The organism is Maritalea porphyrae (assembly GCF_027213965.1).
Lineage (GTDB): Bacteria > Pseudomonadota > Alphaproteobacteria > Rhizobiales > Devosiaceae > Maritalea > Maritalea porphyrae_A.
Genome location: NZ_JAPWGX010000002.1, coordinates 381,785 through 406,081, shown reverse-complemented (window position 1 = coordinate 406,081; position 24,297 = coordinate 381,785). Strand labels below are relative to the sequence as shown.

The 24,297-nt window shown below is 47.4% G+C and carries 19 protein-coding genes and 2 tRNA genes; 16 read left to right on the top strand and 5 right to left on the bottom strand.

What is annotated here, in order from left to right; genetic code table 11:
• Nucleotides 1-167: 167 nt before the first annotated feature.
• Nucleotides 168-746, top strand: a complete 579-nt coding sequence (locus O4H47_RS06725) for a helix-turn-helix domain-containing protein (protein WP_269393187.1) — start codon at nt 168-170, stop codon at nt 744-746.
• Between the two features lie 84 nt (nt 747-830).
• Nucleotides 831-2,414 (top strand): ABC transporter substrate-binding protein, encoded by a 1,584-nt coding sequence (locus O4H47_RS06720; protein ID WP_269393186.1) that lies wholly within the window; start codon nt 831-833, stop codon nt 2,412-2,414.
• A gap of 163 nt (nt 2,415-2,577) precedes the next feature.
• On the opposite strand, the gene O4H47_RS06715 is transcribed toward O4H47_RS06720, so the two are convergent.
• Nucleotides 2,578-3,201 carry a TetR/AcrR family transcriptional regulator gene (locus O4H47_RS06715; protein ID WP_269393185.1) on the bottom strand — a complete coding sequence of 208 codons (624 nt, stop codon included), beginning with the start codon at nt 3,199-3,201 and terminating at the stop codon, nt 2,578-2,580.
• 248 nt (nt 3,202-3,449) lie between these two features.
• Between O4H47_RS06715 and O4H47_RS06710 the strand changes: the two genes are divergently transcribed.
• The 7 genes from O4H47_RS06710 to O4H47_RS06680 all read left to right on the top strand — a co-directional run bounded on the left by O4H47_RS06710 (nt 3,450) and on the right by O4H47_RS06680 (nt 12,099).
• Nucleotides 3,450-4,208 (top strand): ABC transporter ATP-binding protein, encoded by a 759-nt coding sequence (locus O4H47_RS06710; RefSeq protein ID WP_269393610.1) that lies wholly within the window; start codon nt 3,450-3,452, stop codon nt 4,206-4,208.
• A gap of 4 nt (nt 4,209-4,212) precedes the next feature.
• Nucleotides 4,213-5,214, top strand: coding sequence for a branched-chain amino acid ABC transporter permease (locus O4H47_RS06705; protein ID WP_269393184.1), 1,002 nt, complete (start codon nt 4,213-4,215; stop codon nt 5,212-5,214).
• Complete coding sequence (locus O4H47_RS06700) at nt 5,211-6,284, top strand: branched-chain amino acid ABC transporter permease (RefSeq protein ID WP_269393183.1); 1,074 nt, start codon at nt 5,211-5,213, stop codon at nt 6,282-6,284. Before O4H47_RS06705 ends, O4H47_RS06700 begins: the two co-directional genes overlap by 4 nt.
• A 21-nt stretch (nt 6,285-6,305) precedes the next feature.
• On the top strand, nt 6,306-7,532 hold the full coding sequence (locus O4H47_RS06695; RefSeq protein WP_269393182.1) for an ABC transporter substrate-binding protein: 1,227 nt from the start codon (nt 6,306-6,308) through the stop codon (nt 7,530-7,532).
• An 80-nt stretch (nt 7,533-7,612) separates the two neighbouring features.
• Nucleotides 7,613-8,407: an ABC transporter ATP-binding protein gene (locus O4H47_RS06690; RefSeq protein WP_269393181.1), complete on the top strand. Its 795-nt coding sequence runs from the start codon at nt 7,613-7,615 to the stop codon at nt 8,405-8,407.
• Nucleotides 8,408-8,419: 12 nt separating this feature from the next.
• A complete protein-coding gene (locus tag O4H47_RS06685) occupies nt 8,420-10,264 on the top strand; it encodes an AMP-dependent synthetase/ligase (RefSeq protein WP_269393180.1) in 1,845 nt (614 codons plus the stop codon).
• 50 nt (nt 10,265-10,314) lie between these two features.
• Entirely contained in the window at nt 10,315-12,099 is a 1,785-nt protein-coding gene (locus tag O4H47_RS06680; protein WP_269393179.1) for an acyl-CoA dehydrogenase family protein, read from the top strand.
• A 320-nt stretch (nt 12,100-12,419) separates the two neighbouring features.
• Here the strand turns inward: O4H47_RS06680 and O4H47_RS06675 are convergent.
• A tRNA-Gln gene (locus tag O4H47_RS06675) sits at nt 12,420-12,503 on the bottom strand.
• Nucleotides 12,504-12,763: 260 nt separating this feature from the next.
• On the opposite strand from O4H47_RS06675, the gene O4H47_RS06670 reads away from it, so the two are divergent.
• From O4H47_RS06670 to O4H47_RS06660, 3 genes are all read left to right on the top strand, one after another.
• Complete coding sequence (locus tag O4H47_RS06670) at nt 12,764-15,844, top strand: hypothetical protein (protein ID WP_269393178.1); 3,081 nt, start codon at nt 12,764-12,766, stop codon at nt 15,842-15,844.
• A gap of 133 nt (nt 15,845-15,977) precedes the next feature.
• Nucleotides 15,978-16,559 carry a recombinase family protein gene (locus O4H47_RS06665; protein WP_269393177.1) on the top strand — a complete coding sequence of 194 codons (582 nt, stop codon included), beginning with the start codon at nt 15,978-15,980 and terminating at the stop codon, nt 16,557-16,559.
• Nucleotides 16,560-16,759: 200 nt separating this feature from the next.
• A complete protein-coding gene (locus tag O4H47_RS06660) occupies nt 16,760-17,320 on the top strand; it encodes a hypothetical protein (protein ID WP_269393176.1) in 561 nt (186 codons plus the stop codon).
• Between the two features lie 149 nt (nt 17,321-17,469).
• Here O4H47_RS06660 and O4H47_RS06655 read toward each other — a convergent pair whose 3' ends face one another.
• Together O4H47_RS06655 and O4H47_RS06650 are read right to left on the bottom strand one after the other, a co-directional pair.
• Complete coding sequence (locus O4H47_RS06655) at nt 17,470-18,702, bottom strand: tyrosine-type recombinase/integrase (protein WP_269393175.1); 1,233 nt, start codon at nt 18,700-18,702, stop codon at nt 17,470-17,472.
• A gap of 132 nt (nt 18,703-18,834) precedes the next feature.
• Nucleotides 18,835-18,911 (bottom strand) — tRNA-Arg (locus O4H47_RS06650).
• Between the two features lie 237 nt (nt 18,912-19,148).
• Between O4H47_RS06650 and O4H47_RS06645 the strand changes: the two genes are divergently transcribed.
• The 4 genes from O4H47_RS06645 (at nt 19,149) to O4H47_RS06630 (ending at nt 23,827) form a co-directional block, all read left to right on the top strand.
• A complete protein-coding gene (locus tag O4H47_RS06645) occupies nt 19,149-19,667 on the top strand; it encodes a gluconokinase (RefSeq protein WP_269393174.1) in 519 nt (172 codons plus the stop codon).
• Nucleotides 19,668-19,753: 86 nt separating this feature from the next.
• On the top strand, nt 19,754-22,615 hold the full coding sequence (gene polA, locus O4H47_RS06640) for a DNA polymerase I (RefSeq protein WP_269393173.1): 2,862 nt from the start codon (nt 19,754-19,756) through the stop codon (nt 22,613-22,615).
• Nucleotides 22,612-23,529, top strand: coding sequence for a homocysteine S-methyltransferase family protein (locus O4H47_RS06635; protein WP_269393172.1), 918 nt, complete (start codon nt 22,612-22,614; stop codon nt 23,527-23,529). The genes polA and O4H47_RS06635 overlap by 4 nt, the downstream gene beginning before the upstream one ends.
• A gap of 94 nt (nt 23,530-23,623) precedes the next feature.
• Nucleotides 23,624-23,827 carry a DUF3955 domain-containing protein gene (locus O4H47_RS06630; RefSeq protein ID WP_269393171.1) on the top strand — a complete coding sequence of 68 codons (204 nt, stop codon included), beginning with the start codon at nt 23,624-23,626 and terminating at the stop codon, nt 23,825-23,827.
• Nucleotides 23,828-23,856: 29 nt separating this feature from the next.
• Here O4H47_RS06630 and O4H47_RS06625 read toward each other — a convergent pair whose 3' ends face one another.
• Entirely contained in the window at nt 23,857-24,255 is a 399-nt protein-coding gene (locus O4H47_RS06625) for a GNAT family N-acetyltransferase (RefSeq protein WP_269393170.1), read from the bottom strand.
• Nucleotides 24,256-24,297 lie beyond the last annotated feature (42 nt).

Here is a 24,297-nt window from a genome sequence, read left to right as displayed (position 1 = left end):
CCCACCCCATTTAGTTCACGCACTTTGGTTGCATCCAAAGCCTTCAATCCAACGCGCCAGATCTCTTTTTCTGCACGGCTGGCTCTACTAGAGCAAAGATTTCGCTTGGAATATACAAAAATATTTGCTTAAATCAAAAAAATTATGATGAAAGAAAAATTATTGTTATGCCCTTGACGAGTGAACGCAAAGATTTGGATGTTTCCCAATTGGGAGACAGCATTCGTGCAAAGCGCAAACAAGCGGATCGTACCCTTGAATCGCTGGCGGTCGCTGCTGGTATTTCGATTGGTTATCTCAGTCAGGTTGAGCGCGGCCACGCCACGCCATCTCTGGGCACTTTGCAGCGTATCGCGCAGGCCCTTGATGTAAATCTCGACTATTTTATCGCCACACCAACAGCGATGGATGCGGTTACCCGCGATCAAGAACGCCCTACGTTTTTCGTGGGCAGCTCCTCAATTTCATATGAACGCATTGGCGCGGATTTTCGCGGCGGCGAGCTGTCTTCCTTCGTCCTAAATATTCCGCCAGGTTACCGAAGTGAAACTGTAAGCCATACCGGAGAAGAGATCGTCTACGTGCTTGAGGGAACACTCATGCAGGTGGTTGGTGAAGAGAAAATGCGTCTGAACGCGGGCGATAGCCTGCATTTTAGATCCAATGTCCAACACCGCTGGTGGAACGAAAGTGAGACCGTCGTGCGCCTGTTTTGGGTAGGCACATCGGACATGTTCAAAAAGTAATCTAACACCGCCTTGTCGGGCGGCTTTGGCAACTGCCAAAGGAAATGACAACTCGATAGCAAGCTTTGAAAAGGGATAAGGGAAATGAAGCTATTTAATGCCGCGCTACTTTCCGTAGCGCTCACAATTACCGCAGGGGCGCCAGGCGTCTTTGCAGCAACACCAGACAATATGCTGGTTGTTGCCCAAAACATCGACGACATCGTCGCAATTGATCCGGCACAGGCCTATGAGTTTTCGTCAGGCGAATTTGTCACCAACGTTTACGATCGTTTGGTGCAATATGATGCCGAAGACACAACAGTTTTAGCGCCAGCTTTGGCCTCAAGCTGGAGCGTTGATGACGCCAATAAAACCATCACTTTCACCATGCGTGAAGGGGTGACATTTCACTCTGGAAATCCTGTGCGTCCCCAAGACGTAGCGTTTTCATTCAAACGTGTCGTTGATCTGAACCTAACCCCGGCATTCATTCTGACCCAACTGGGTTGGACCAAAGAAAATGTTGCTGACATGGTCAAAGTTGATGGCAACAACGTCATTGTTAAATATGAAGGCGATTTCTCATCTGCTTTTGTGTTGAACGTTTTGGCGGCCCGGCCAGCATCCGTTGTTGATGAATTGACCGTAATGGCCAACCAAGTTGATGGCGACATGGGCAACGCATGGTTAAACGGCAATTCTGCTGGTTCCGGTGCATTTAAATTGCGCACTTATCGTCCGGCAGAAATTCTAACTCTTGATGCAAATCCTGACTATTTCAAAGGCGCACCAAAGGTTAAGTCTGTTATCATTCGTCACGTGGCAGAATCCGCAACTCAACTCTTGTTGTTGCAATCCGGTGATGTTGATATGGCGAAAAACCTTACCCCTGATCAGATTGCGGGTATGGGCGAAAGTGAAAAAGTTGTCACCTTCCCTCAAGCTGCGGTTCACTTCTTGTCATTTAACCAAAAAATTGACAGCCTGACGAACCCAGCAATTTGGGAAGCTGCACGCTACTTAGTCAATTACAACGGCATGGCTGACACCTTCTTGAAGGGTCAAATGGAAGTTCACCAAGCGTTTTGGCCAAAGGGTTTCCCTGGCTCACTTGATGAAACGCCTTACAACTATGACGTTGAAAAAGCTAAAGCGATCTTGGCTGACGCAAATATTGCGACGCCAATTACGGTAGAACTTGATGTGATCAACGCTGCTCCATTTGTTGATATGGCGCAAGCACTGCAAGCAAGCTTTGCCCAAGCGGGCATCAACTTGGAAGTCTTGCCAGGTACAGGTAGCCAAGTCATCACGAAGTACCGCGAGCGGACGCACCAAGCTATGTTGCTTTATTGGGGCCCAGATTTCATGGACCCACATTCGAACGCATATGCTTTTGCGTATAACTCGGACAATTCCGATGAGAACTATCAAGCAACCACAACATGGCGTAATGGCTGGGCGGTTCCAGATGAGTTGAACAAAGGCACAAAAGCCGCGCTCGCTGAACCCGATCTTGAAAAGCGTAATCAGATGTATATTGAGCTGCAAAAAGAAGTGCAGGCCAAGTCACCAATCGTGATTATGTTCCAAGCAACATATGAAGTGGCAATGCGCGCCAATGTTGAAGGTTACGTAAATGGTGCCACATCTGACTTCGTATTCTATCGTTTGGTCACGAAGTAATACCCAGCACTGGTCTTAAAAGCCAAACTGAGACCAAGCAAAAATTACGTCCCCGTCACAACTCAATTTGTGGCGGGGATTTTTTTGCGTTTTTGCTTTTTGGGTTAAAAAGGAAGGTGTGGCTAAAGCTTCACACCCAACTCTTCGTCTATCTGCAAGCGTTTCAAGACGCGCCAATGCCGTTGGTCAGGAAAGAGAGATATGCCTTGGCGACCTCTTGAGGAGAAAGATTGCCCTCATCGCTATGCCATTTGGGTATCCAGTTTACACCACCCATGATAAATCGCGTGATAATTGGCGCCAGGTCCGGGCGAATGGAGCCATCTTTGGCACCCAATATGGCCAAGCCTTCCAAGCCTTCAGTTAAGGCGCGAGACCTTGCACGAATGCCCGCTTTTGCTTCGTTGGGCAGGGCGTCCACATCGCTTACCACGGCAATTGAGCCATTAGAACAATGCAGTACAATTAGGTTTTCAATAAAAAAGCTTAGCTGATCTAATCCGCTACCGTTCTCCGCTTTTGCCATCTCCAGCAATTCTTCACAAATATCGAGCGTGCGTTCATAGCAAGCCAAAAGCAATTCAGATTTGTTCTTGAAATAATAATAGATGGATGGCTTTGAGATCGAAAGAACGGCTGCCACTTCATCTAGTGATGTGGCCTCATAGCCATTCTTATTGAACAAATCGCTGGCTGCTCGGCACATAAACTCCAGCTTTTGGGAGCGAACATCCTCGCGCTTAAACGGAGATATGGTTTGATTTTGGATCGCGCTCATCGGGCTCATTTAGCTTCCAGCTCATTTTGCGGCGCCTCCGCCTTGTCGATGCAAGGGCAAAAGAGAATTCGCGTGTGTTCGCGAGAGGCAATAGCAAAGATTGTCTTGCGTGTACAATAACAGATTTTTCCTTGCGGTATATGGGTTTTTGACTTTGAGATTTATTGTTTGACTTCAAAGTCAGATTACCCATAAACTCTTTGTTAACCTAAAATGACGGGAAAACCGCGTGAGGTGAACTGAAGGAGGATTGCGTGCTGTCAGTAGCTGATGTGCATTTGTCTTTTGGCGGCCTAAAGGCCCTGCAAGGGGTGTCTTTTGACGCGGCTGCGGGGGAAATTACTGGCATAATTGGACCAAACGGAGCCGGCAAGACTTCTTTATTCAATGTGATATCTGGCTTCTACAAGCCCAACCATGGCCGCATCTTGTTTCAAGAAAAAGACGTGTCGCACCTCAAGCCCGACGCCCGAGCCCATGCGGGCATGTCTCGCACATTTCAAAACATCGCATTGTTTCGTGGCATGACGGTTTTGGACAACATTAAACTTGGTTGCCACACCCATTTGCGCGCCAACGTTTGGTCCAGTCTTATGTATTTTGGCAGCGCACAAAAAGAAGAGCTTCAAGCCCGCAAAGAAATTGAAGAGGAAGTCATAGACTTTCTTGAAATTGACCACATTCGCAAAGCACCTATTACGGCATTATCTTATGGCTTGCAGAAACGTGTTGAATTGGCGCGGGCGCTTGCCATGCGGCCAAAGCTTTTGATGTTGGATGAACCCGTTGCGGGCATGAATCGCGAAGAAACCGCTGACATGGCGCGCTTCATTTTGGACGCGCAGGCGCGGTTTGGAACCACCATATTGCTTGTCGAGCACGACATGCATCTGGTTATGGATATATGCGCAAAAGTTGTGGTGTTAAATTTTGGCCGACAAATCGCCGACGGATCGCCAAAAGACATTGCGCACAATCAAAACGTGATTGATGCATATTTGGGGCAGGCGGGGTAAGGCGATGCAGTTTGCTCAATTTGTGATCAATGGTTTGATGGCAGGCGCGCTCTATGCCTTGATCGCAATTGGCATTGTTGCCGTTTACAAATCGACCCGCGTTGTGAACTTTGCTCATGGTTACATGATCATGATTGGCGCCTATCTATACTATACATTCGCGGTGTTGATTCCAGATATGACTTGGGCACCTTCTTGGTTATCAAGTTGGACGCCAGAATGGGTCGCTCAAGCAAGAGTTGGCGCCAAGATGTTTTCACCAACAGCGGCGCTTTACGATTGGATCCCCAACATCCCACGGATCGTTTTTGGCCTTGCTGGCGCTATAATTGGTTCGGGTCTCCTCGCACTCTTCATTGAGCGTTATTTGATGCGCCCGCTTCTTGGACAGTCCAATTTTTCAATGATCATGGTCACCGTCGGTTTGATCTCTGTATTGTCAGGGTTCAAAAGCCTCTTGTGGACAGGCGATGCGGCATCTGTGCCCCATCTGACGCCAAACCCTGCGTTTCGATTGGACTTTTTTGGAACCCCTATTTTCATTTTCGGTGCCAACTTTATGTCTATGATCATCGCCGCGTTGATATTTGGGTTTATCGTTTATTGGCTGCGCCACTCATCCGCAGGGGTTGCCATTCGCGCCGTATCAGAAGACCAATCCACAGCCTATTCAATGGGCATCAATGTGCCGCGCGTTTTTGCGCAAGCTTGGTTGATTGCGGCGGCAACTGGTGCTGTGGCTGGCGCGGTTTTATCGGCACGCGATGGCGTATCCCCCTCGCTTGGTCTATTCGGCTTTTCCGTGTTGGCAATTGTGTTGATGGGCGGGTTAGATAGTTTTGTCGGCGTGTTTATTGCGGCGATGCTGGTGGGGGTCTTAGAGGCCTTGGTGCAATGGCAAATGGGCGGCACCTGGGTTGAGATCGCTCCATATGTTGCCGTGCTTATTGTCATTCTAATTCGTCCACATGGGTTGATGGGGCAGCCGGAGGTTGAACGAATATGATCATCGGCAACCGCAAGGTTTCTTATCTGGAGGATGAGAAGATCCTCAATAACGGATACAAAAAGGCGTTTGTTTACACAATGATCGCTTTGGCGATAGCGCTTCCTTTTTTTGCAGATGACTACACAATATTGATGGCCTCTCTTGTGGGGATCATGCTGATCGCGGTGGTGGGGGTCAATGTGGTGATTGGCTATACCGGACTATTGTCCCTTGGCCATGCAGGGTTTGTTGCTATTGGTGCCTATAGTGTGTCGATAATTCACAATGTGTTGGGCCACTGGGGGGTGCCAGATATTGTGCACCCATGGGTTGCGTTGCCCGGTGCAATGGCCGTCGCGGCGCTCATTGGCATATTGGTTGGATTGCCCTCGTTGCGGGTGAAAGGGATTTACCTCGCCGTTGCAACATTAAGCGCAAATTTCATCATCATCTTTCTCATTGAAATTGATACTTTTTCACAATGGACCGGCGGCCGACTTGGGCTGACAACTCCCGACCCAAATTTCTTTGGGTGGGTGCTTGATAGTCAGCGCGAGGTTTACGTGTTGATTGCGATATTCAGTTTTGCAACCATATTGATGGTGCAAAATCTCTTCCGGACCCGAATTGGGCGGGCATTCGTTGCCATTCGGGAAAAGGACTATTCGGCAGAAATATTGGGTGTTTCACTGCTCAAGTACAAACTAACCAGTTTTGCTATATCTGCGGCTTTTTGCGGCTTAGCCGGCGCGATGGCGGCCTATTTTTATGCCAAAATCTTGCCAGAGCAATTTGAATTGGCGCTCTCTCTACAACTGGTGGCGGCGCTGATCGTTGGTGGTATGGGGCGAACAATGGGGCCCGTTTATGGCACAATCATCATCGTGCTGGTGCCAGAATTATTAAAAATCGGCATGGGGGCTATGATGGGCAACTCCATCGAAGCAGCGCAATTGCGCGCGCCCATTCAAGAGATTGTATTTGGTGCATTGATCATCGGGTTTGTCTTGTTTGAACCCTTGGGCATCTCACAGATCATGGACCGTTTTTTTCGCGCGCTGAACAGATGGCCGTTCGCGCGGGGCTAACAATATGGAGGAGGAGATATTATGACTTTAGGTAAGAGCAATATTACGCGACGCAGATTTTTAAAGTCCGCGGCAGCAGCGGGTGCGGCAAGTTTGGCTATGCCAGCGATCGTTCGTGCGCAACCATCCCAATATATTATCGGTGCTTCACTGCCCATGACTGGGCCCTTTGCAACGGCGGGGCAACTCATTGCGCCCTCTTTGAAAATGTTTGAAGCCTTCACAAACCAAGCTGGTGGTATTGGCGGTGTGCCAATTCGTGTTGCTGTGGAAGATTCAGGTTATGTTGCGCAAAATGCGTTAGCTAACTACCAGCGGCTGCTGGCCTCTGAAGGTGATGCGGTCATTGGCTATTTTGGTGACTCTACCGGATTCATGAAGCTTGTGGCGCCAGAGCTTAAAGGCGCTCAAGCGCGGCTGATGTCGTCAACATCGTTTGCTTCTGAATTGGCCAATCCTGAAACCAACCCCTACCAATTTATGGCCGGTCCAACATACGAAGACCAGTTTGATATCTTGCTCCAAAATATTGCGGCTGAAGGTGGCAAATCGGTTGCATTTATCCATTCAAACACAGAGTTCGGTTTGGACCCGATTGAGTTTGGTAAAAAGCGTGCGGCCGAGTTGGGCATTGAAGTGAAGCTGGTTGAAGCAACCAAGGCGCAAGGTGCGGATGTGGCGACCCATGTGACCAAGCTAGCCCAGGCAGACGCTGAATATTGCATTTTGCAGGGCTATGTGACCGGTGTTTGGCCGCAATTGATTGGCGGTGCGCGTCAGTTTGGATTGCCGACCAAATTTATGGGCACCTTCTGGGGCATGGAAAAGCTTATAGCAGATCGGGTGACGGCTGAGGCAGGGCCGTTCCTTGATGGCTATCAAGGCGTCATGCCATATCGCTATTTCTACGATTCAGAAGAGGCACCGCGTTATCAACAAATGGCGGCTTTCTCAAAAGAGCACTTTGCCGGCACGCCGTTGGAAAACTACATGCCAACATGGGGTTTGCAGGCCATGTTGTCGCTTGATTTGTTGGCAATGACCTTGGCCAAAACCGCTGAAGCGGGCAAAGAGCTGACCGCAGACAATGCGGCGGCAATGCTGTCAGAAATCAAGGACCATGATACGGGCGGCTTCTTTGGGCCAAATGCAACGATCAAAAACAACAAGATCGGCATTGGCAGGGTCTATCAATATTCAGCTGAAAGCAAGTTGTTCACGCCGACGTCTGATTGGCTGGAAGTATAGCGTGCAAACCCTGCGGGCTGTGCGCTCATATGTGCCCTCAGCCCGTTCAATGTCTTTTGCGAATATGACCGGTGCCAAATATGTTGAGTGTTGAAAACATAGATGTGGTTTACCACCACACGGTGCAGGCCCTGCGTGGCCTTTCATTGGAAGTTCAAAAGGGCAAGATTATTGCACTCTTGGGCTCAAATGGTGCTGGCAAAACCACAACTTTGAAGACCGCATCTAACCTTGTGCAACTTGAAAACGGCCACGTCCGCGAAGGTCGGGTGATGTTTAAAGGTCAAAACATCGCACGTCTTTCCGCTGATGCACTGGTACACAAGGGCCTATTTCACATTCGAGAAGGTCGGCGGATATTTTCTGAGTTGACCGTTGAAGACAATTTAATGGCCGCATCCTATGCCCTAAAAGGGCGGGCCTTGCGGCCAGATTACGACAAAGTCTACGCGTTTTTTCCTCGCCTAAAAGAACGCCGCAAGCAAGTAGCAGGGTATCTTTCTGGTGGGGAGCAACAAATGCTCGCCTTTGGTCGGGCTATGGTTGCGCAGCCCGAAATGATTTTGATGGATGAGCCTTCGTTAGGTTTAGCCCCTAAAATCATTACCGAGATATTCGATACAATTCGACGACTTAACACCGAAGATGGGATCACAATCTTGTTGGTGGAGCAAAATGCCCACCTGGCATTTTCTATTGCGGACTACTCTTACATTATGGAAAGCGGACAAATTGTGATGGAAGGTTCCTCTGACAAACTGCGAAGTGATCCTGATGTGCGCAGCTTCTATCTGGGTGTTGCCGAGGAAGGCGACGAAAGGGAAAGCTTTCGAGATGTGAAACACTATAAGCGCCGCAAACGGTGGCTGAGTTAGAAAAGCAATTTTATGGCGCGTTCCAACAGCATTCAGAATTATAGCGATGGAGTTTTTAAAACCGCAAACACAGTGGTGCACAATCTCGCGCGGGCGAATCCTGATCGCGTAGCGATCCGCCAAAAGCGTTTTGGAATTTGGAACGAATATAGTTGGGCCGACGTGGATCGGCTGACAAAGGAATTGGCTGCCGCACTTGTCGAACTGGGTGTTAAGCAAGGATCCAAAGTTGGCATTTTGTCTGAAAACCGTTGCGAATGGGTGATGTCCCAATTTGCCATTCAGGCCGCTGGCGCAACAGTGGTGGGCATGTATCCAACCAGCCCTTCGGTTGAGATTGAGCATTTGGTCGGTGCGTCCGATACAGAATTCTTGTTTATTGAAGACCAAGAGCAGTTTGACAAAATTGTTGCGCTGGACGGGCAACTGCCAATTTTGAAAAAGCTAGTTGTCTTTGATCCAAAGGGCTTGCAGGGCGAAAGCTTTCTTGAGCTTCAAAGCTATGCAGATCTTGCCAAAAAGGGCCGAGAACTTTTTCCAATTCACGCTGCCGAGATTGAAGAGAGAATTGGGGCCACAAAGGCTAAGGATACCGCCCTCATGGTATTCACGTCCGGTAGTACGGGGGCGCCAAAGCCTGCACAGATTTCACATGGCAATTATTTTGCGGCTGGTAAACTGATCGACGACTTCTTTGGCGGTCATGTGTTGCAAGGCTCGAATATTCTAAGTTATTTGCCACTTTGCCATATCGCTGAGCAGGACATGACAGTGGTCAACGCTTTGGCGGCCAATCACATCATGAATTTTGGCGAGAGTTTACGCACGATCACCTTAGATTTGCGTGATGCAGCACCGGATCTGTTTTTTGGTGTGCCGCGCATTTGGGAGAAAATGCATGCTGGGTTGATGGTGCAGGTCAAAACAGCCCACCCAATCCAAACTTGGGTCACAGAAATGGCCCTCAATTCAGCTGAAAAGCGCGCACAAACACCACGGTCAAAATGGTCGTTTTGGCAAAGAGCGCGTAACCAATTTTGGGACGTGTTGATCTATAGACACTTGCGCAGTTTCTTGGGACTTGGACATGTCAAAATAGCGATCACAGCCGCCGCTCCAATATCACTTGATTTGTTGACCTTCTTTCGCGGGATTGGGGTCAATATTTGTGAAATATGGGGCATGACCGAAACCACGGGTGCAGCATGTATGCAGCCTGACTGGGGAGAGTGCGAAGGTCGGGTCGGTTTCTTTCCTGATGGCGTCGTGGCCAAAATCGCCAATGACGGCGAGTTGCTGGTAAAAGGCGATATTGTATTCAAGGGCTATTATCGCAATCCAGAGGCCACTGCATCAACCCTAGTTGATGGCTGGTTGCACACCGGTGATATCGCCGCACACCATCCAGATGGCTCTTTTTCAATTGTTGACCGCAAGAAAGATGTGATGATCACCTCGGCGGGCAAAAACCTAACGCCTTCGTTGATTGAAAACACTATGAAAGCGTCCCATTTCATCAAAGAATGCATTGTGTTTGCGGACCGGCGACCCTATCCAACTGCGCTTGTGCAAATTGACTTTGAAACGATGCGTGTTTGGGCGGAAAAAGCGGGGATCACATATACGACCTTTCGTTCTCTGGCGGAAAACCCGGCGGTCGTGAAACTAATTGACCAGGAAATTGAGCGCCTCAACCAGCGACTGGCGCGGGTCGAACAGATTAAAAAGGTCAAGCTTTTGACCAAGGAACTTGATCATGATGATGGCGAAGTCACGGCAACACTCAAAGTGCGGCGTGCAAAGATCAATGAGGCTTACGCTGTTGAAATAGACGCGCTATATCAAGAGCATGCCTAAAGCGCGTGAAGCTATCTCGCTGCCAATAAATATTCCAAGGAGAACCAAGAATGCCGTTTAAAGCTCCAGTTGAGGACATGTTGTTTGTGTTGAACAACCTTTGTGATCTCGATCAGATTTCGCAAATGCCCGGCTATGAAGACGCGCAGCCTGACATGGTGGAAGCGATTTTGGGTGAAGCGGCGAAATTCTCGCAAGAAGTATTGGCTCCACTTAATAAGAAGGGCGATCAACAGGGCTCAACATTTGCCAAAGGCGAAGTTGCCACACCAGAAGGCTGGCGTGAGGCCTATCAACAGTTGGTGGAAATGGGTTGGAACAGCCCAAAAACCGGTGCAGAGCATGGCGGCATGGGCCTGCCGTCGGTGGTTAATGCCAGCATTCAAGAAATGTTCACTTCGGCCAATACCTCATTTATGCTAGCCCCACTCTTAACCCAAGGCGCAATTGAATCGATCGCCGGATTTGCTTCGCCGCAGTTGCAAGAAGTCTATTTGCCCAAATTGGTAACCGGCGAGTGGACCGGCACCATGAATCTCACTGAGCCTCAAGCAGGTTCTGATCTCGCGGCAATAACCTCCAAGGCAGTACCGCAAGGCGACCACTATTTGATTTCGGGTCAAAAGATATTCATCACCTATGGTGAGCACGATATGAGTGAGAACATCATTCACTTGGTCCTAGCCCGCTTGCCAAACGCGCCAGCTGGGGTGAAGGGGATATCCCTGTTCATTGTGCCAAAATTCATGGTCAATGAGAACGGGACACTTGGAGATCGCAATGATGTGGAGTGCATTTCGATTGAGCACAAACTTGGCATTCATGCCAGCCCGACGTGCACAATGGCATATGGCACAGCAAACGGCGCGATTGGTTATCTGGTTGGTGAGCCACATGAGGGGCTCAAATATATGTTCACCATGATGAATGCGGCACGTCTAGGCGTTGGTCTGCAAGGGGTGGGGATCGCCGAGCACGCAACGCAGCACGCCATTGACTACGCAATGGAGCGCAAACAAGGGCAAACGCCACAAGGGACCGCTCCAAGCATTATGGGCCATCCGGATATTCGGCGCATGTTGGGCTTGATGAAATCGCGGACCGAAGCGGCGCGAGTGCTCGCCTATCGTGCGGCCGCCGCTGAAGATATGGCACATAAAGCTATGGATGCGGAGCAGCGTGCCTTTTTTCAACGTCGATTGGATTTGTTGATCCCAGTGGTTAAAGGCTGGTCAACCGAGCTCTGCGTGGATATCGCATCCTTGGGCGTGCAAATTCATGGGGGGATGGGTTTCATTGAAGAAACTGGTGCCGCCCAGCACTTCCGCGACGCTCGGATCACCACAATCTATGAAGGCACAACGGGCATTCAGGCACTGGATCTGGTTGGCCGAAAAATTAAACGGGATCAAGGGGCTGCTGCTATGGAATTGGTCCATGATATGCGCGAAACGGCGCAAAAAGCTTCCCAACGCACCGATGCTCATGTTGATTGGTCACAGGTCGAACATGTTGCACAAAGTGCGGCCCAAGCAGTGGAAGATGTAACCAGATGGCTGGTGCAACGTAACGACCATTCACCACAAGCCGCAGCCGCCAACGTTCTCGAGCTCTTCGGTATTGCGCTTGGCGCATGGGCAATGGCCGACGCAGCAATTGCAGCATCAGATCAATTGATGATCGATAAGGACAACAAATTTGTGCGGACAAAACTAAAAACCGTCGCCTTCTATAACGCACAGGTCTACCCAAAAGCCGCCATGCTTCAGCAGGTTATATTCGACGCAAATGATGAAGTATTGAACTTCAATTCAAATGATTTCGAGGTCGCCTAACGCTCAACACGGCCGCGAATTCTTTTGTTGCACAATGAGCCACATAGTCTTTCTTGGGGCGCTGGATGGAATGGCGTCCGCTTGTGCCCCAAAGCAGGCTGCCCTGCGCCCTGTGAAGACTAACGCGGCTTTCAATTTCGATAATGGATCTAATCGCCAAACCATAGTCGGCAAACAACGGCAAATGACATGATGACATGCTCAGGCGTCCCGATGTCGGAAATACGAATTTAAAGAGACGCCGCAAATCCAACGCGATCCTGACAAATCTCGGCGCGATGACCTAGATACGCAAGGTGCTGATTACATTTTGATAATATTGGTGCACCCGACGAGATTCGAACTCATGACCTCTGCCTTCAGAGGGCAAAAGTCGAACATTTTATACCTTATATTTCAATTGCTTAGGTGACGTTCAAAATGAATGTGTACTTAATGTGTAGGTCGATGTCTTTTTGTGCATGCATACTTGACTAAAGATTAGTTAGGGAACGAACGTAGAATGCATGCCGCAGTGGTTGTCACTTTGACGTTGATTCTGCACTGTTAATTGAAGTCGAGATTTTCAATTGTAAGTTACTAGAATCTGTCTCTTTAACACACATGTTTGAAGTGATATTAACTATAGACAAATTGTTTCAGGTTGGAAAAGTTAAAGTATATTATGAGCACAGATAAGCGCTACTTCGATATTGCCGTTGTCATCCCACTTGAGGAAGAACTGCAGCAGTTCCTGAACATATTTGAGGAAAAAGAAGATTTATCTACACTCGACCGGGTCGTCTTTGAAGTGGATTCTGGTGCAACGGACGTTACCATTCTTGTAACAAAACAGCAAGAAATGGGGAAGGCAGCGGCGCTGAATTCGGCCGAATTTTTTACTGAGTCATATAATGTCGGGATGCTGATCTGTTTAGGAATTGGCGGTTCGCTCTCTTCAGATCTAGAACTTGCGGATGTTTGTTACAGCAGCAAAGTGTTCGATGTTCTGGAGAATTCAAAGGCTGATAGCAACAAAGAGGGTGGGTTGGAACTGAGCTTCTCGCCAAATCACTATGCGACTCACATTGAAATTACTGCAGCTTTAGATTTTGTCAGGATTAAGAAGAACCTCAAACCGCTATATGAGAACTGGCAATTGACTAGAGGGGTTGAGGCTGAACAACACTTACCCGAAGAATTGCCTAGTCATGGTGGAAGGCTCAAGAAAGTTGGTATTCCAAAAGCAATTTCTGGAACAATTGCATGCGCCTCGGTGAGTAAGAACAAGGAATACAACGAGAAACTTCTAGAGGTGGATAGAAAAACATTGGTGGTCGAAACAGAAAGTGGAGGGGTATTCGCAAGCGCATCCAAGCACCAAATACCGGCTCTGACGATCAGGGGAATATCTGATCATGCTGATGGAGAGAAGAACAAGCTCGAAAATGATACCGGCGGAATGGTGCGCACACTTGCAGCGGCAAATGCGGTTTCGTTTTTAAAGTGCCAGCTTTCAAATTCAGAATTTCTCGGCTTCATACAACGGTTGAAAACTCCAGTAGAAAACAGACACAAACTTGAAAAGTTGGCGACACCAAGAACGCCGACCCAACATGTTGGAGACGCAGCTAGGTTGATCGACGAAAAGTTGCGAGAACTTTGTCCAGAGTACAAGCTTCAACCGAAAGGCTATCAACTACCGATTCCTCGAATTATCAACTCAACTGAAAACGATGTGCTAGCTGGAAGTCGGGAGGATTCGCCAACAGAGGTTCTTGACGCTCTGGGTGGCAATGACTCGCTCTTCATTAAGCTTAATCATACCTATCCCGATGACAGTTTACCGCATGTTATTGCAGCAAATTTGTTGGCAAAAGTTTTAGATGAGCGGGAGATTATACCTTGTGTGATCGATGCTGGAAAAGTATCACCGCCGAAATCAGGATTTGAGGCTTTGACCGATTTGGACTTGATGCAGATTCATTCTTCGGAGGAAATGCAGCTTGTTTTTGTAGTCGACAAACTACCAGTTCATTCGAAGTCAAGAATGGATTTTCTAAACAATGAAATATCTAAGTTTCCTGATGCAAAATTCGTATTCATCAGCAAATCTCAAGGAAAAATGCTTGAGATATCAGAATTCATTCAACAGACTGGATCTGCCAGCTTTAACCTGGGAAATATATCATTCTCCGAGTTGGTCCATTTCCTTGAGAAGAACTTTGAGATGGAAACAGCAGCAGCGGAAGTTGTAGCTTTAAGATTGGAGAGGACTTTTGATAGATTTAATCTTCGAGCGCACCCTACATATTTTGCGGGTATTCCAATTGAAACTTTGACAGCACTATTGCAGGCCAATCGGCGGTCCGAACTGATTCAATTGGGCGTAGACGGTTTTTTGACTTTCCTCGTCGCCGGGGATCGAGCAGACGTCACATTAAGTAGAACTACTAGGGCTCGATTTTTACAGATTCTTGCAAAAGAAATGAATATCGAAAAGAAGAACTTTAATACCAAAGAGCTTATTGGGTTAACCGAAAGCATCGCTAAAGAATTTGATTATGATATTCGGCCACTCGATTTCATAAACGCCTTCATTGACAATGGCATACTGCATTTTGATCAAAATGAGAATATCGCTTTTAGCTTGCCCTTTATCGAGAGTTATCTGTTGGCAAAAGCTTTGGCGGAATCTTCGGCGTTGGCGAGTAGGTACTTTCAATTTTCTAACGAGGAATTTGATGGGGCAACGTTTGACATCTATTGTGAAATTGGTGCGTCTGATGAAATTGTGAGAGAACTCAATTTATTGCTCGAGAGTTCAATCGAAGAACTACAGCATGGAGATGAAGAACACATCCTAGTTTCGGATCGAGTGCGTCCAGCAATCACTAGGCAACAGGGTAAACTGGATGGACTCCAGAAAAGAATTAGGAGGGCCGTAGAGAACGTCCGTTCTGACACAAAAAATTCCAAATCAAAACAGCAAATCTTAGATGTGGCCGAACGAGTTAGAATTGAGACCAACGCTGATACAAGAAAAAAACTAGATGAAAATGAGTCCAGTTCGTTGGTTGGCCAATCAATTCAATTTGAAGAAGCCATCGCTTACTGGACACAAGCAGTTGTTCTTCTTGGTTGTGGTGCCGAGCACTTAACAGCGGATACTAAGAGAAATCTCGCTGACATGTTGGTAAGGCTCGGTTCATTGATTGTACATCATTGGACTGTCTTGAATTTATCAATCGATTTTGAACAAATCAAAGGGCCAATGCTCAACCCCGAAAGCATTTCCGAAATCGCAAAACAATTGGGTGAGGATGACGAAGAAACCCGAAAATTTGTTGCTTTGCTAGTCGATGCGATGGAGTATTCAAGTCTTGCAACTCCATTTATGAAGCTGTCCGGATACCTTTGTGAACATGCTCGTCACCGAGTGCTGGCAAAGAGCGTTGAAAATTCTCGTTTTAGCGACAAGTTTGACGGGGTTCTGCATGGCATTTGGTTGGCAGATATCGAAACTAAAAAGGGTAGTGATATTTTGAATGCCGCTGCCAAAGAACTTCCCCTAAGTACATTCTTGCGTACAAACTTGGTCACCCATTTGATGAGTCGGGTGCATTGGAGCCACTCGGACAAACTGGATAGGTTGGCGTTGTTAGATTCTGCAGAACAGATAATGAAGCCGTTAATGGGATCGCTGGACAAGTCCAAAATTCTGCGAGAGATAAATCGGTCAGCCAAGGCTTCATCGAATACGTAGGTGTAGATGCTAGCATAGTTCATAGAGCCATGGCCTTATGACACATTGTTTTAACAAGAAAAACTGCGTCACAGGGTTCGTTTTGGATTCCGATTGCGACATTGTCACTAAGTCTTAGAGTTGTGAGGTCGTAATGATAATTGGATATTCTAGAACATCCACTTTGGAGCAAAAATCAAGTCTTGAAACTCAGCAACGATTGTTGACAACAAACGGCTGCGAAAAAGTGTTCTCAGAACAAGTTTCTTCGATTGGCGATCGAGTAAAGTTAAATGAGATGCTCGAGTTTTGTCGGGATGGCGACATGATCGTTGTTACTAAGCTCGATCGTTTGGCTCGTTCTATTAGCCATCTTTGGGCGACCATTGAAAATCTTCAGCGAAAAGGTGTTTCTTTTCGGGTATTGGATCTTGGTATTGATACATCAACTCCAACTGGAACTCTCATTCTCACATTGCTCGGTGGTGTGGCTCAGTTTGAAAGGGAAATGATGTTAGAGCGTCAGCGGGAAGGAATTCAGATTGCCAAACAACAAGGTAAGTATAAAGGAAGAGCGCCGACTGCCAGAGTGAAGTCAGAGGAAGTCAGGCTGCTTTCCCATCAAGGAATGAAGGTTGGGGAAATCTCTAAAAAGCTGCGAATATCAGTTTCCAGTATCTACAGAATTCTCAGGGCGAGTGCTCAGTCATCACCAAATTCAAGTGGAACAATTTAAACGAAGTTATGTTCGCACCAATACTGTATTTCGGAGATTTTATTTCAAATAATTTCGTAGAAGTAAGTAAATTTTGTATAGATATAGTATATTAAATTCTATATTTGACGGATAACCTCGGTATGTATTTGGTGTGTTTGAAAATAAAAAATTTCTCATGATATTTGTGAGGAATTTTTAGTAATGCAAAAGATTAAATTATGAGATCAATAAATAATTATTCAAAATGGATTCAAGATATCCTAACGAAACACCTTGAAGAAGACACTTCTAATAAGAAGGTTTTATGCCTTGTCACAATTGAATGTTCCTTCAGAAAAACACCTTTTGTTGAAGATGGTGAGCACTCAAGTGGTCTTTTTCGCCACTTTCAGTTGCTTTACAATAAGTTCTCTCACAAGACTCTTGGTCGAAATTATCACAGAGCTTCACACAGAAGTGGTCTATCACTAGCCATCGCCTGCATTGATGTTGAAGGATCCAAATATGGTTGGATCTCAAGAGAGTATCGCAATCCGCACATTCATGCCATATGGGCTATCCCAGAAAGTCAGCAGTTGACCTTAGAAGATCTATGTAAAAAGCCGGTTATCGAGTTTTCAAAGAACGGGCATAACAACGTTTATAAATTCAATTTCGAAAAGATCGAAACTGCTACGAAAACTGAAATGAATAGAGTAACAAATTACATTACGAAGTTCCTACCCCACAACGAAAGTAGTCAGTTCTTTCAGGAGGATATTAGAATTTGTCCGATATGATACGCCACTGTGTGATGGGGCCCAGTTTGCTACGGTAGAAACATAGCAGAATGAAATTGCACTGAAAGGCTTGTTCCATAATCTTAAAGATCAAGTTGTTTTGGTCTAGGTACCTTTGAAGGTTCTGGTCGGTGATGGTGCAATATGCACTAGTCAAATGGATATTTGGTCGAAGTCGCAGTTAAGGAAGTTGTTTGGTTTCCCTTAGAGATTTGGCTTGCAAGTTCCGAATTCACAATTTGTCCATAATGCTTTTCCAACATCTCAACAGATGTGCCCATTTGCTTTGCGAGCAGAAACGGATTTAGTCCATTGGTGAGCCGTTGAGTTGCATAAAAATGCCGCAGTGAATAAATGGTTCTGTTGTTCCCTTGTTTTTCGATAGGTACATCAGCAAACGTCAACAATGATTGGAAAGATTTTCTAAAACTTTCAATTTGTTTGCCGTCGCTGTGACTAAATATGTACCTATCTATGTTAGGAGCGGCATCGGTTTCTTCAGTCTCTAAATCATATAGTCTGCGGAAAAACACTTCGGACCCTGGTTGAAATACAACTTCTCTAAATCCTGTTTTTCCTGCAACTTCTGCAACAATTCGTTTGTCGACACCGTCGCCAGTTGAGCGGATGTGTTGCCATTTCAGATCCCTAGCCTCGCCAACCCTTAAGCCAGAATTCGCCATCAACAAAAAGAACTGATGCGCTACGAACCGATATCTCACTATTCTTGGTGATTTTGGTGCTTTCCCCCATTTCATCATCGCAGCAGTAATTTTCTTCCACTCAACTAAATTGAACGTTGGGCGGCGTTTTTGAGCTGCTTTTGGAGGATTAGTTGGAGGGATTGCCTTCACATAGCCTCTATTCAAAGCAAATTTGAATAAAGGAAGGATGCAAGTGTTCTCTCGTCGCAAAGTAGCATTCGAAGGTTTTATTTTGGCGTAATTAGCTTTGCGCCAGTCCCAGAATTCGATAAAATCTGCGCTGGTGATTGCCTGTATTTTTTTGTTTCCAAAGTAGGGCAGCGCATATTTTCGAACTCGCTCAAGAGTTTCATTCCAACTCCCGCCCTGTCTGTTCGGTCCAGCAGTTTGGGTGTGCTTTTCCCATTCGTTAAAAACTTGCAAGAACGATCTAGATTTAATTGATCCTCCTGCCAGAATATGCATGTAGAGCTCTTCGTATTTCGCCCTTGCAAATCTCTCCGCCTCGCCCTTGTCTTCAGTTTTGGTAGACAAATGCTTGTAACCTGATGCATTTGGCACCCTAATTCTAACTTGATAAATCTTCTTCTTAACATCGGGACGAAGTTGAAGAATCAGTCTTCCATTCCCCAAAACGTCCCATTGCTTGTTTGCGTCAGTGCTATCATCAATACCCATTCCCTTAACATAGTGAGTAATTGACAAATTGAGAACGCTAAATGTGAACCTTTTGTAAATACGTATATTTACGAAAACTCACATGCAAAACTACGAAGAGTGTTTATAACTAGCTGTAAACAAAGGATTTATTGGTGCACCCGACGAGATTCGAACTCATGACCTCTGCCTTCGGAGGGCAGCGCTCTATCCAGCTGAGCTACGGGTGCTTCTGCGTTGCACATTGTTGTGCTTGGCGAAACTGGCGCGAACTTATCTGAAGAGTTCGCGCATCACAATGGCTTTTTGCGCAAAAATGTTTCTCTCCTGGGAACGAATTGTTGTTCGAACAACTCGCACCGGCATGCCTGTTAGACTAGCTTCACTTTCAATCGATGGCGGTGTCAGCAATAGGCTCGGGTCAGAAGCAATGCCGAGTAGGCTATTAATCTATTTGGGGGCGAGAAATGGACAGCTTTAAGAAAGTAATATTTGTAATTGGCGTGAGTGGGACGGGAAAATCCACCATTTCTGACGCCCTTGCAACGGCGTTGGGCGCACGTTTTCTTGATGCAGACGATTTTCATTCGAGTCAGAACAAAGCATCGATGGCCAACGGTGTGCCACTAACTGATGAAATGCGTAAAAGTTGGTTGGACATTGTTTGCGCGGAGACAAATGCCCAAGCCGGTAGTGTTGTTGTTGCTTGTTCTGCACTAAAACAAGCCTATCGCGACGCTATTCGCAAGCATGTTGAGAATTGTCAGTTCGTCTTTTTGCAAGTTGGTCGCGACATTCTAGAACATCGGATATCGAACAGGCCCGGGCATTTTATGCCAGTCAGTCTGTTGGAGAGCCAGTTGCAAACCTTGCAAGCACCCACAGCATTGGAAACTGACGTTATAACCATTGATGGTACTTTGCCCGTTTTAACTATTGTGCAGGTCGCCGCAAATTTCGCAAACGCTGGCGAAGCGATACAATAATAATCACCCATAGACCCAACTTGTTGATCCGATTAGATTGAACATTCAATTCGTTTTTGATTCACGTGTGTTCCAAGGGGAAAAACATGCATTTGTTGCTGGTGGATGGCTCGACCTATATTTTTCGCGCATATCACGGTTTGCCACCGCTTACGCGTAAGTCGGATGGGTTGCCAGTCGGTGCCGTGTCCGGTTTTTGCAACATGCTCTATAAGTTGACGCTGGATTTTGAAGCGGAGGAATTGGAGTCTCCAACCCATATGGCGGTGATATTTGATCATTCTGGTAAAACATTCCGCAATGATTTTTACCCAGAGTATAAAGCCCATCGCCCGCCTGCACCTGAAGATTTGGTCCCCCAATTTCCCCTAACCAGACATGCCACTCGCGCATTTTCGATTTCCTCGGTGGAACAAGAAGGCTTTGAAGCGGACGATTTGATTGCCACTTATGCGCGCCAGGCTGAAGCCAAGGGCATGAATGTGACCATTGTCTCGTCAGACAAAGATTTGATGCAATTGGTTTCAGACAAGATTTCGATGCTTGACACCATGAAAAACAAGTGGATTGGCGCTGAGGAAGTCTTTGAGAAGTTTGGCGTAGGCCCAGATAAGGTGATCGATGTACAATCGCTTGCCGGCGACAGCGTAGACAATGTGCCCGGCGTGCCCGGCATCGGCATCAAAACCGCCGCTCAACTGATCGGCGAATATGGTGACCTAGACAATTTGCTAGAACGTGCAAGCGAAATTAAACAAAACAAGCGCCGCGAAAACTTGATCGAGTTTGCTGATCAAGCAAGGGTTTCACGCGACTTGGTAACGCTGAAAACTGACGTGCCTGTTGAAGTTGAAATGGAAGAGTTCGCCCGCCAGCCACTTGATGCCAGCCTTATCATTCCGTTTTTAAAAGCGATGGAATTTTCAACGATCACCAAACGGGTCGCCGCCGCCATTGATGCGGACGCAGATGCGATTGACGCTGATGCGTCGCTCGCACCAGATCCAACAACCCAAACGATCGCTGCACCCTTATCAGTCGAAGGGGATAACACGCCACTTGCTCTGGCCGACAAGGTGGCGCATGAGCTTTTGGGCCTGCCCGTTGAACACGATAAATATGAGATCGTGCGCACAATGGATGCGTTGGACAAATGGGTTGAACGGATCATCGACAAGGGCCATGTCGCCGTGGATACGGAAACCACGGGTCTGGACAATCAGCAAGCCGATTTGGTGGGCATTTGCCTTTCCACAGAAGTGGGCAATGGTTGTTATATCCCGCTCATCCACAAGTCAGGTGAAGATGATTTATTGGGTGGCGGCATGGCGCCAGATCAGTTGCCAACCAAAGCGGTAATCGAAAAGCTCAAGCCAGTTTTTGAAGATCAATCGATCTTAAAAATCGGGCAAAACATGAAATACGATATGGGCCTTTTGATGCGCTATGGCATCAATATGACCCCGATCGATGATACAATGCTCATGTCTTATTCCGCCGATGGCGCGCGCAATAATGGCATGGATGCCCTAAGCGAAAAATGGCTTGACCATAAGCCGATCAAATTCACCGATTTGGTGGGTACAGGCAAAAAACAAAAGACATTCGACCAAATTCCAATCGAAGAAGCAGCCAAATATGCGGCTGAAGATGCTGACATTACGCTGCGGTTGTGGAAAGTATTGAAAGCCCGATTGGTGGCGCAAAAAGCGGTTACGCTTTATGAAACGACAGAGCGTCCTCTGGTCCCTGTTCTTGCGCGTATGGAAGCCCGCGGTATCCATGTGGATCGGCAAATTCTTGCGCGCCTCTCGGGCGATTTTGCGCAGCGGGCGGCAGGGTTGGAAGCACAAATCCACGAACTTGCTGGCGAACGGTTCAATGTGGGATCGCCCAAACAATTGGGTGAAATCCTGTTTGATAAAATGGGTCTGCCTGGTGGCAAAAAAACCAAAACTGGCGCATGGCAAACCGGCGCTGGTGTGCTTGAAGATATGGCTGCAGAAGGCAACGAGCTCGCCAAAAGCATTTTGGAATGGCGCGGTCTTTCAAAACTCAAATCCACTTACACCGATGCGCTACCCACATTCGTCAATCCAAGCACGGGGCGGGTACATACCTCATACGCGCAAGCGGCTGTTGCGACGGGGCGCTTGTCTTCGTCAGATCCGAACTTGCAAAATATTCCGGTGCGCACCGAAGACGGACGCAAAATCCGCACAGCCTTTGTGGCAGAGCCGGGCAAAAAACTCATCTCTGCAGACTACAGCCAAATCGAACTGCGGGTTTTGGCGCATATTGCGGATATTCCAGCACTTAAAAAAGCCTTTGCTGACGGGCTAGATATTCACGCCATGACCGCATCGGAAATGTTTGGTGTGCCAATTGAGGGGATGGATTCTTCGGTGCGCCGTCGTGCAAAAGCCATTAACTTCGGTATCATTTATGGCATTTCAGCTTTCGGTTTAGCCAACCAATTGGGCATTTCGCGCACCGAAGCTGGCGACTATATCAAAACCTATTTCGAACGGTTTCCCGGCATCAAAGACTATATGGAAGATGTCAAAAAGTTCGTGCACGACAAGGGCTATGTTGAAACCGTTTTTGGCCGCAAAGCTTTTTTTCCAGAGATCAACACCAAGAACGCCGGCCACCGCGCCTTTTATGAACGCGCCGCCATCAACGCCCCCATCCAAGGCACAGCAGCGGATATTATCCGTCGCGCCATGATCCACATGGAAGGGGTGCTGGACGCCAAAAAAGTGCCCGCCGAAATGCTGCTGCAAGTGCATGATGAATTGATCTTTGAAGTGCCCGAAGGTGAAGCAGACGCGGCGATCCCGGTCATTTCGCAAGTGATGATCAACGCCCCAATGCCCGCCATTTCCATGTCGGTTCCTTTGCAAGTCGATGCCCGTTCGGCTGACAATTGGAATGATGCGCATTGAGGTCCATCCCTGAAAAACTCAACCGACCCTTCCTTTGCTACACAGGCATTGAAACCGATCTGATTTTCAATCAAGGGATCGAGCTGCCCGGCTTTGCCACTTTTCCGTTGCTTGAAACAGAAGAGGGTCGCTCACTGCTTAAAAAATCCTATGTGGCGCTGGTGACATTGGCGCGAGAAATGGGCTGCGGAGTGATGTTTGAAAGCGCCACCTGGGTCGCCAATCGGGATCGGGCAGCAAAACTTGGCTATGGGCCGAACCAGCTTGAGCAGATCAATATTGATGCCATTCAATTCATCCGCGAGTTGAGCGATAATGTGGGCGACGTGCCAATTGTGTTGAGCGCACAGGTCGGGCCGCGTGGGGACGGATATAAGCCAGACCACCATATGGACGATGAAGAAGCGCAGCTTTATCACAGCGTACAAATGGCGCATTTGGCCAAAGCAAAGCCGGACATTGTGAGCGCCTTCACCATTTCCTATCCAGAAGAAGCCATCGGCATCGTTCGTGCCGCAGAGCATAGCAAATTGCCTGTCGCGATTTCATTCACAGTGGAAACCGACGGCCTATTGCCCACCGGCATGCCTTTGGGTGAAGCCCTGGATGCAGTAGATGCAGCGACGGATCAATACGCTGAGTATTTCCTGATAAATTGTGCACACCCTGAGCATTTTTTGCCCAACCTAAATGATGAGCCTTGGATTGAGCGGTTGGCCGGCGTGGTGGTCAATGCATCACGCTGTTCGCATGCTGAATTGGACAATGCGACTGAATTGGATGAGGGAGATCCTCAAGAACTTGGCACATATCTCGGGCTGATCAAAAACACCTATCCGCATATGCACATTTTCGGCGGTTGTTGTGGCACAGACATGCGGCACATGCGCGAAATTGCCAAGGCTGTTTCATAGTTGCCTCAAACTTGCCTAAATAACGACGTCGTTTTGTCTAATTGGCCCGCTATCGAGTAATTCAACTCTACGCCTCACCCCAATTGGAAACCCAATGCGACATCCGCTTTTACTCACCAGCTTCATACTCTTTGGTCTTGCCGCAATATGTATCTTTGCAGAAAGCACCTTTTATGGCGGTATCGATGAAAATGGTGTGCTACAAGAAGGTTTGTTCTTGCCCCTAACCTTCATTTTTGCGGCTGGTGGCATCGTTTTTCTGGCCATATTTGGCCTGCGCAAGCTCTTCAAAAAATAGCAGTTGGCTCAGGTCTTCCCCTCATAGTATTACATTTTTTCTGGCGCTAACCCGAGCGCTTTGTAAAAATGATTGCCTTCATCATTGTCGCATTCGGTTGCCACCCAATAGGTTGTGCACCCTAGTGACTTTCCCCATTGCACAATCTGCTCGAACAAAGCCGTTGCTATGCCAAGGCGCTGGTAATTAATGGCAACGCCTAAATTATCGATATAAAGCGTCGGCGCCTCATCAGGCTGAAAATGCACCATAGCGCGGATTTGGCCGACCACCTGATCGTCACTCAGAGCAACAATCAATTGGTGGTTGGGCTGTTTTAGGTAGGCGGCAGCATATTCGCTGCAAATTTCATAGTCGAATACATCTTCAGCCACATGCTCGAGCAAACCTAAGTTTTCATGTGAGAGAATTTTGATCGACCAAGCCATGCAACACCTCCAGTGTAAAACCTAGCTTGGCCGATCAATGGG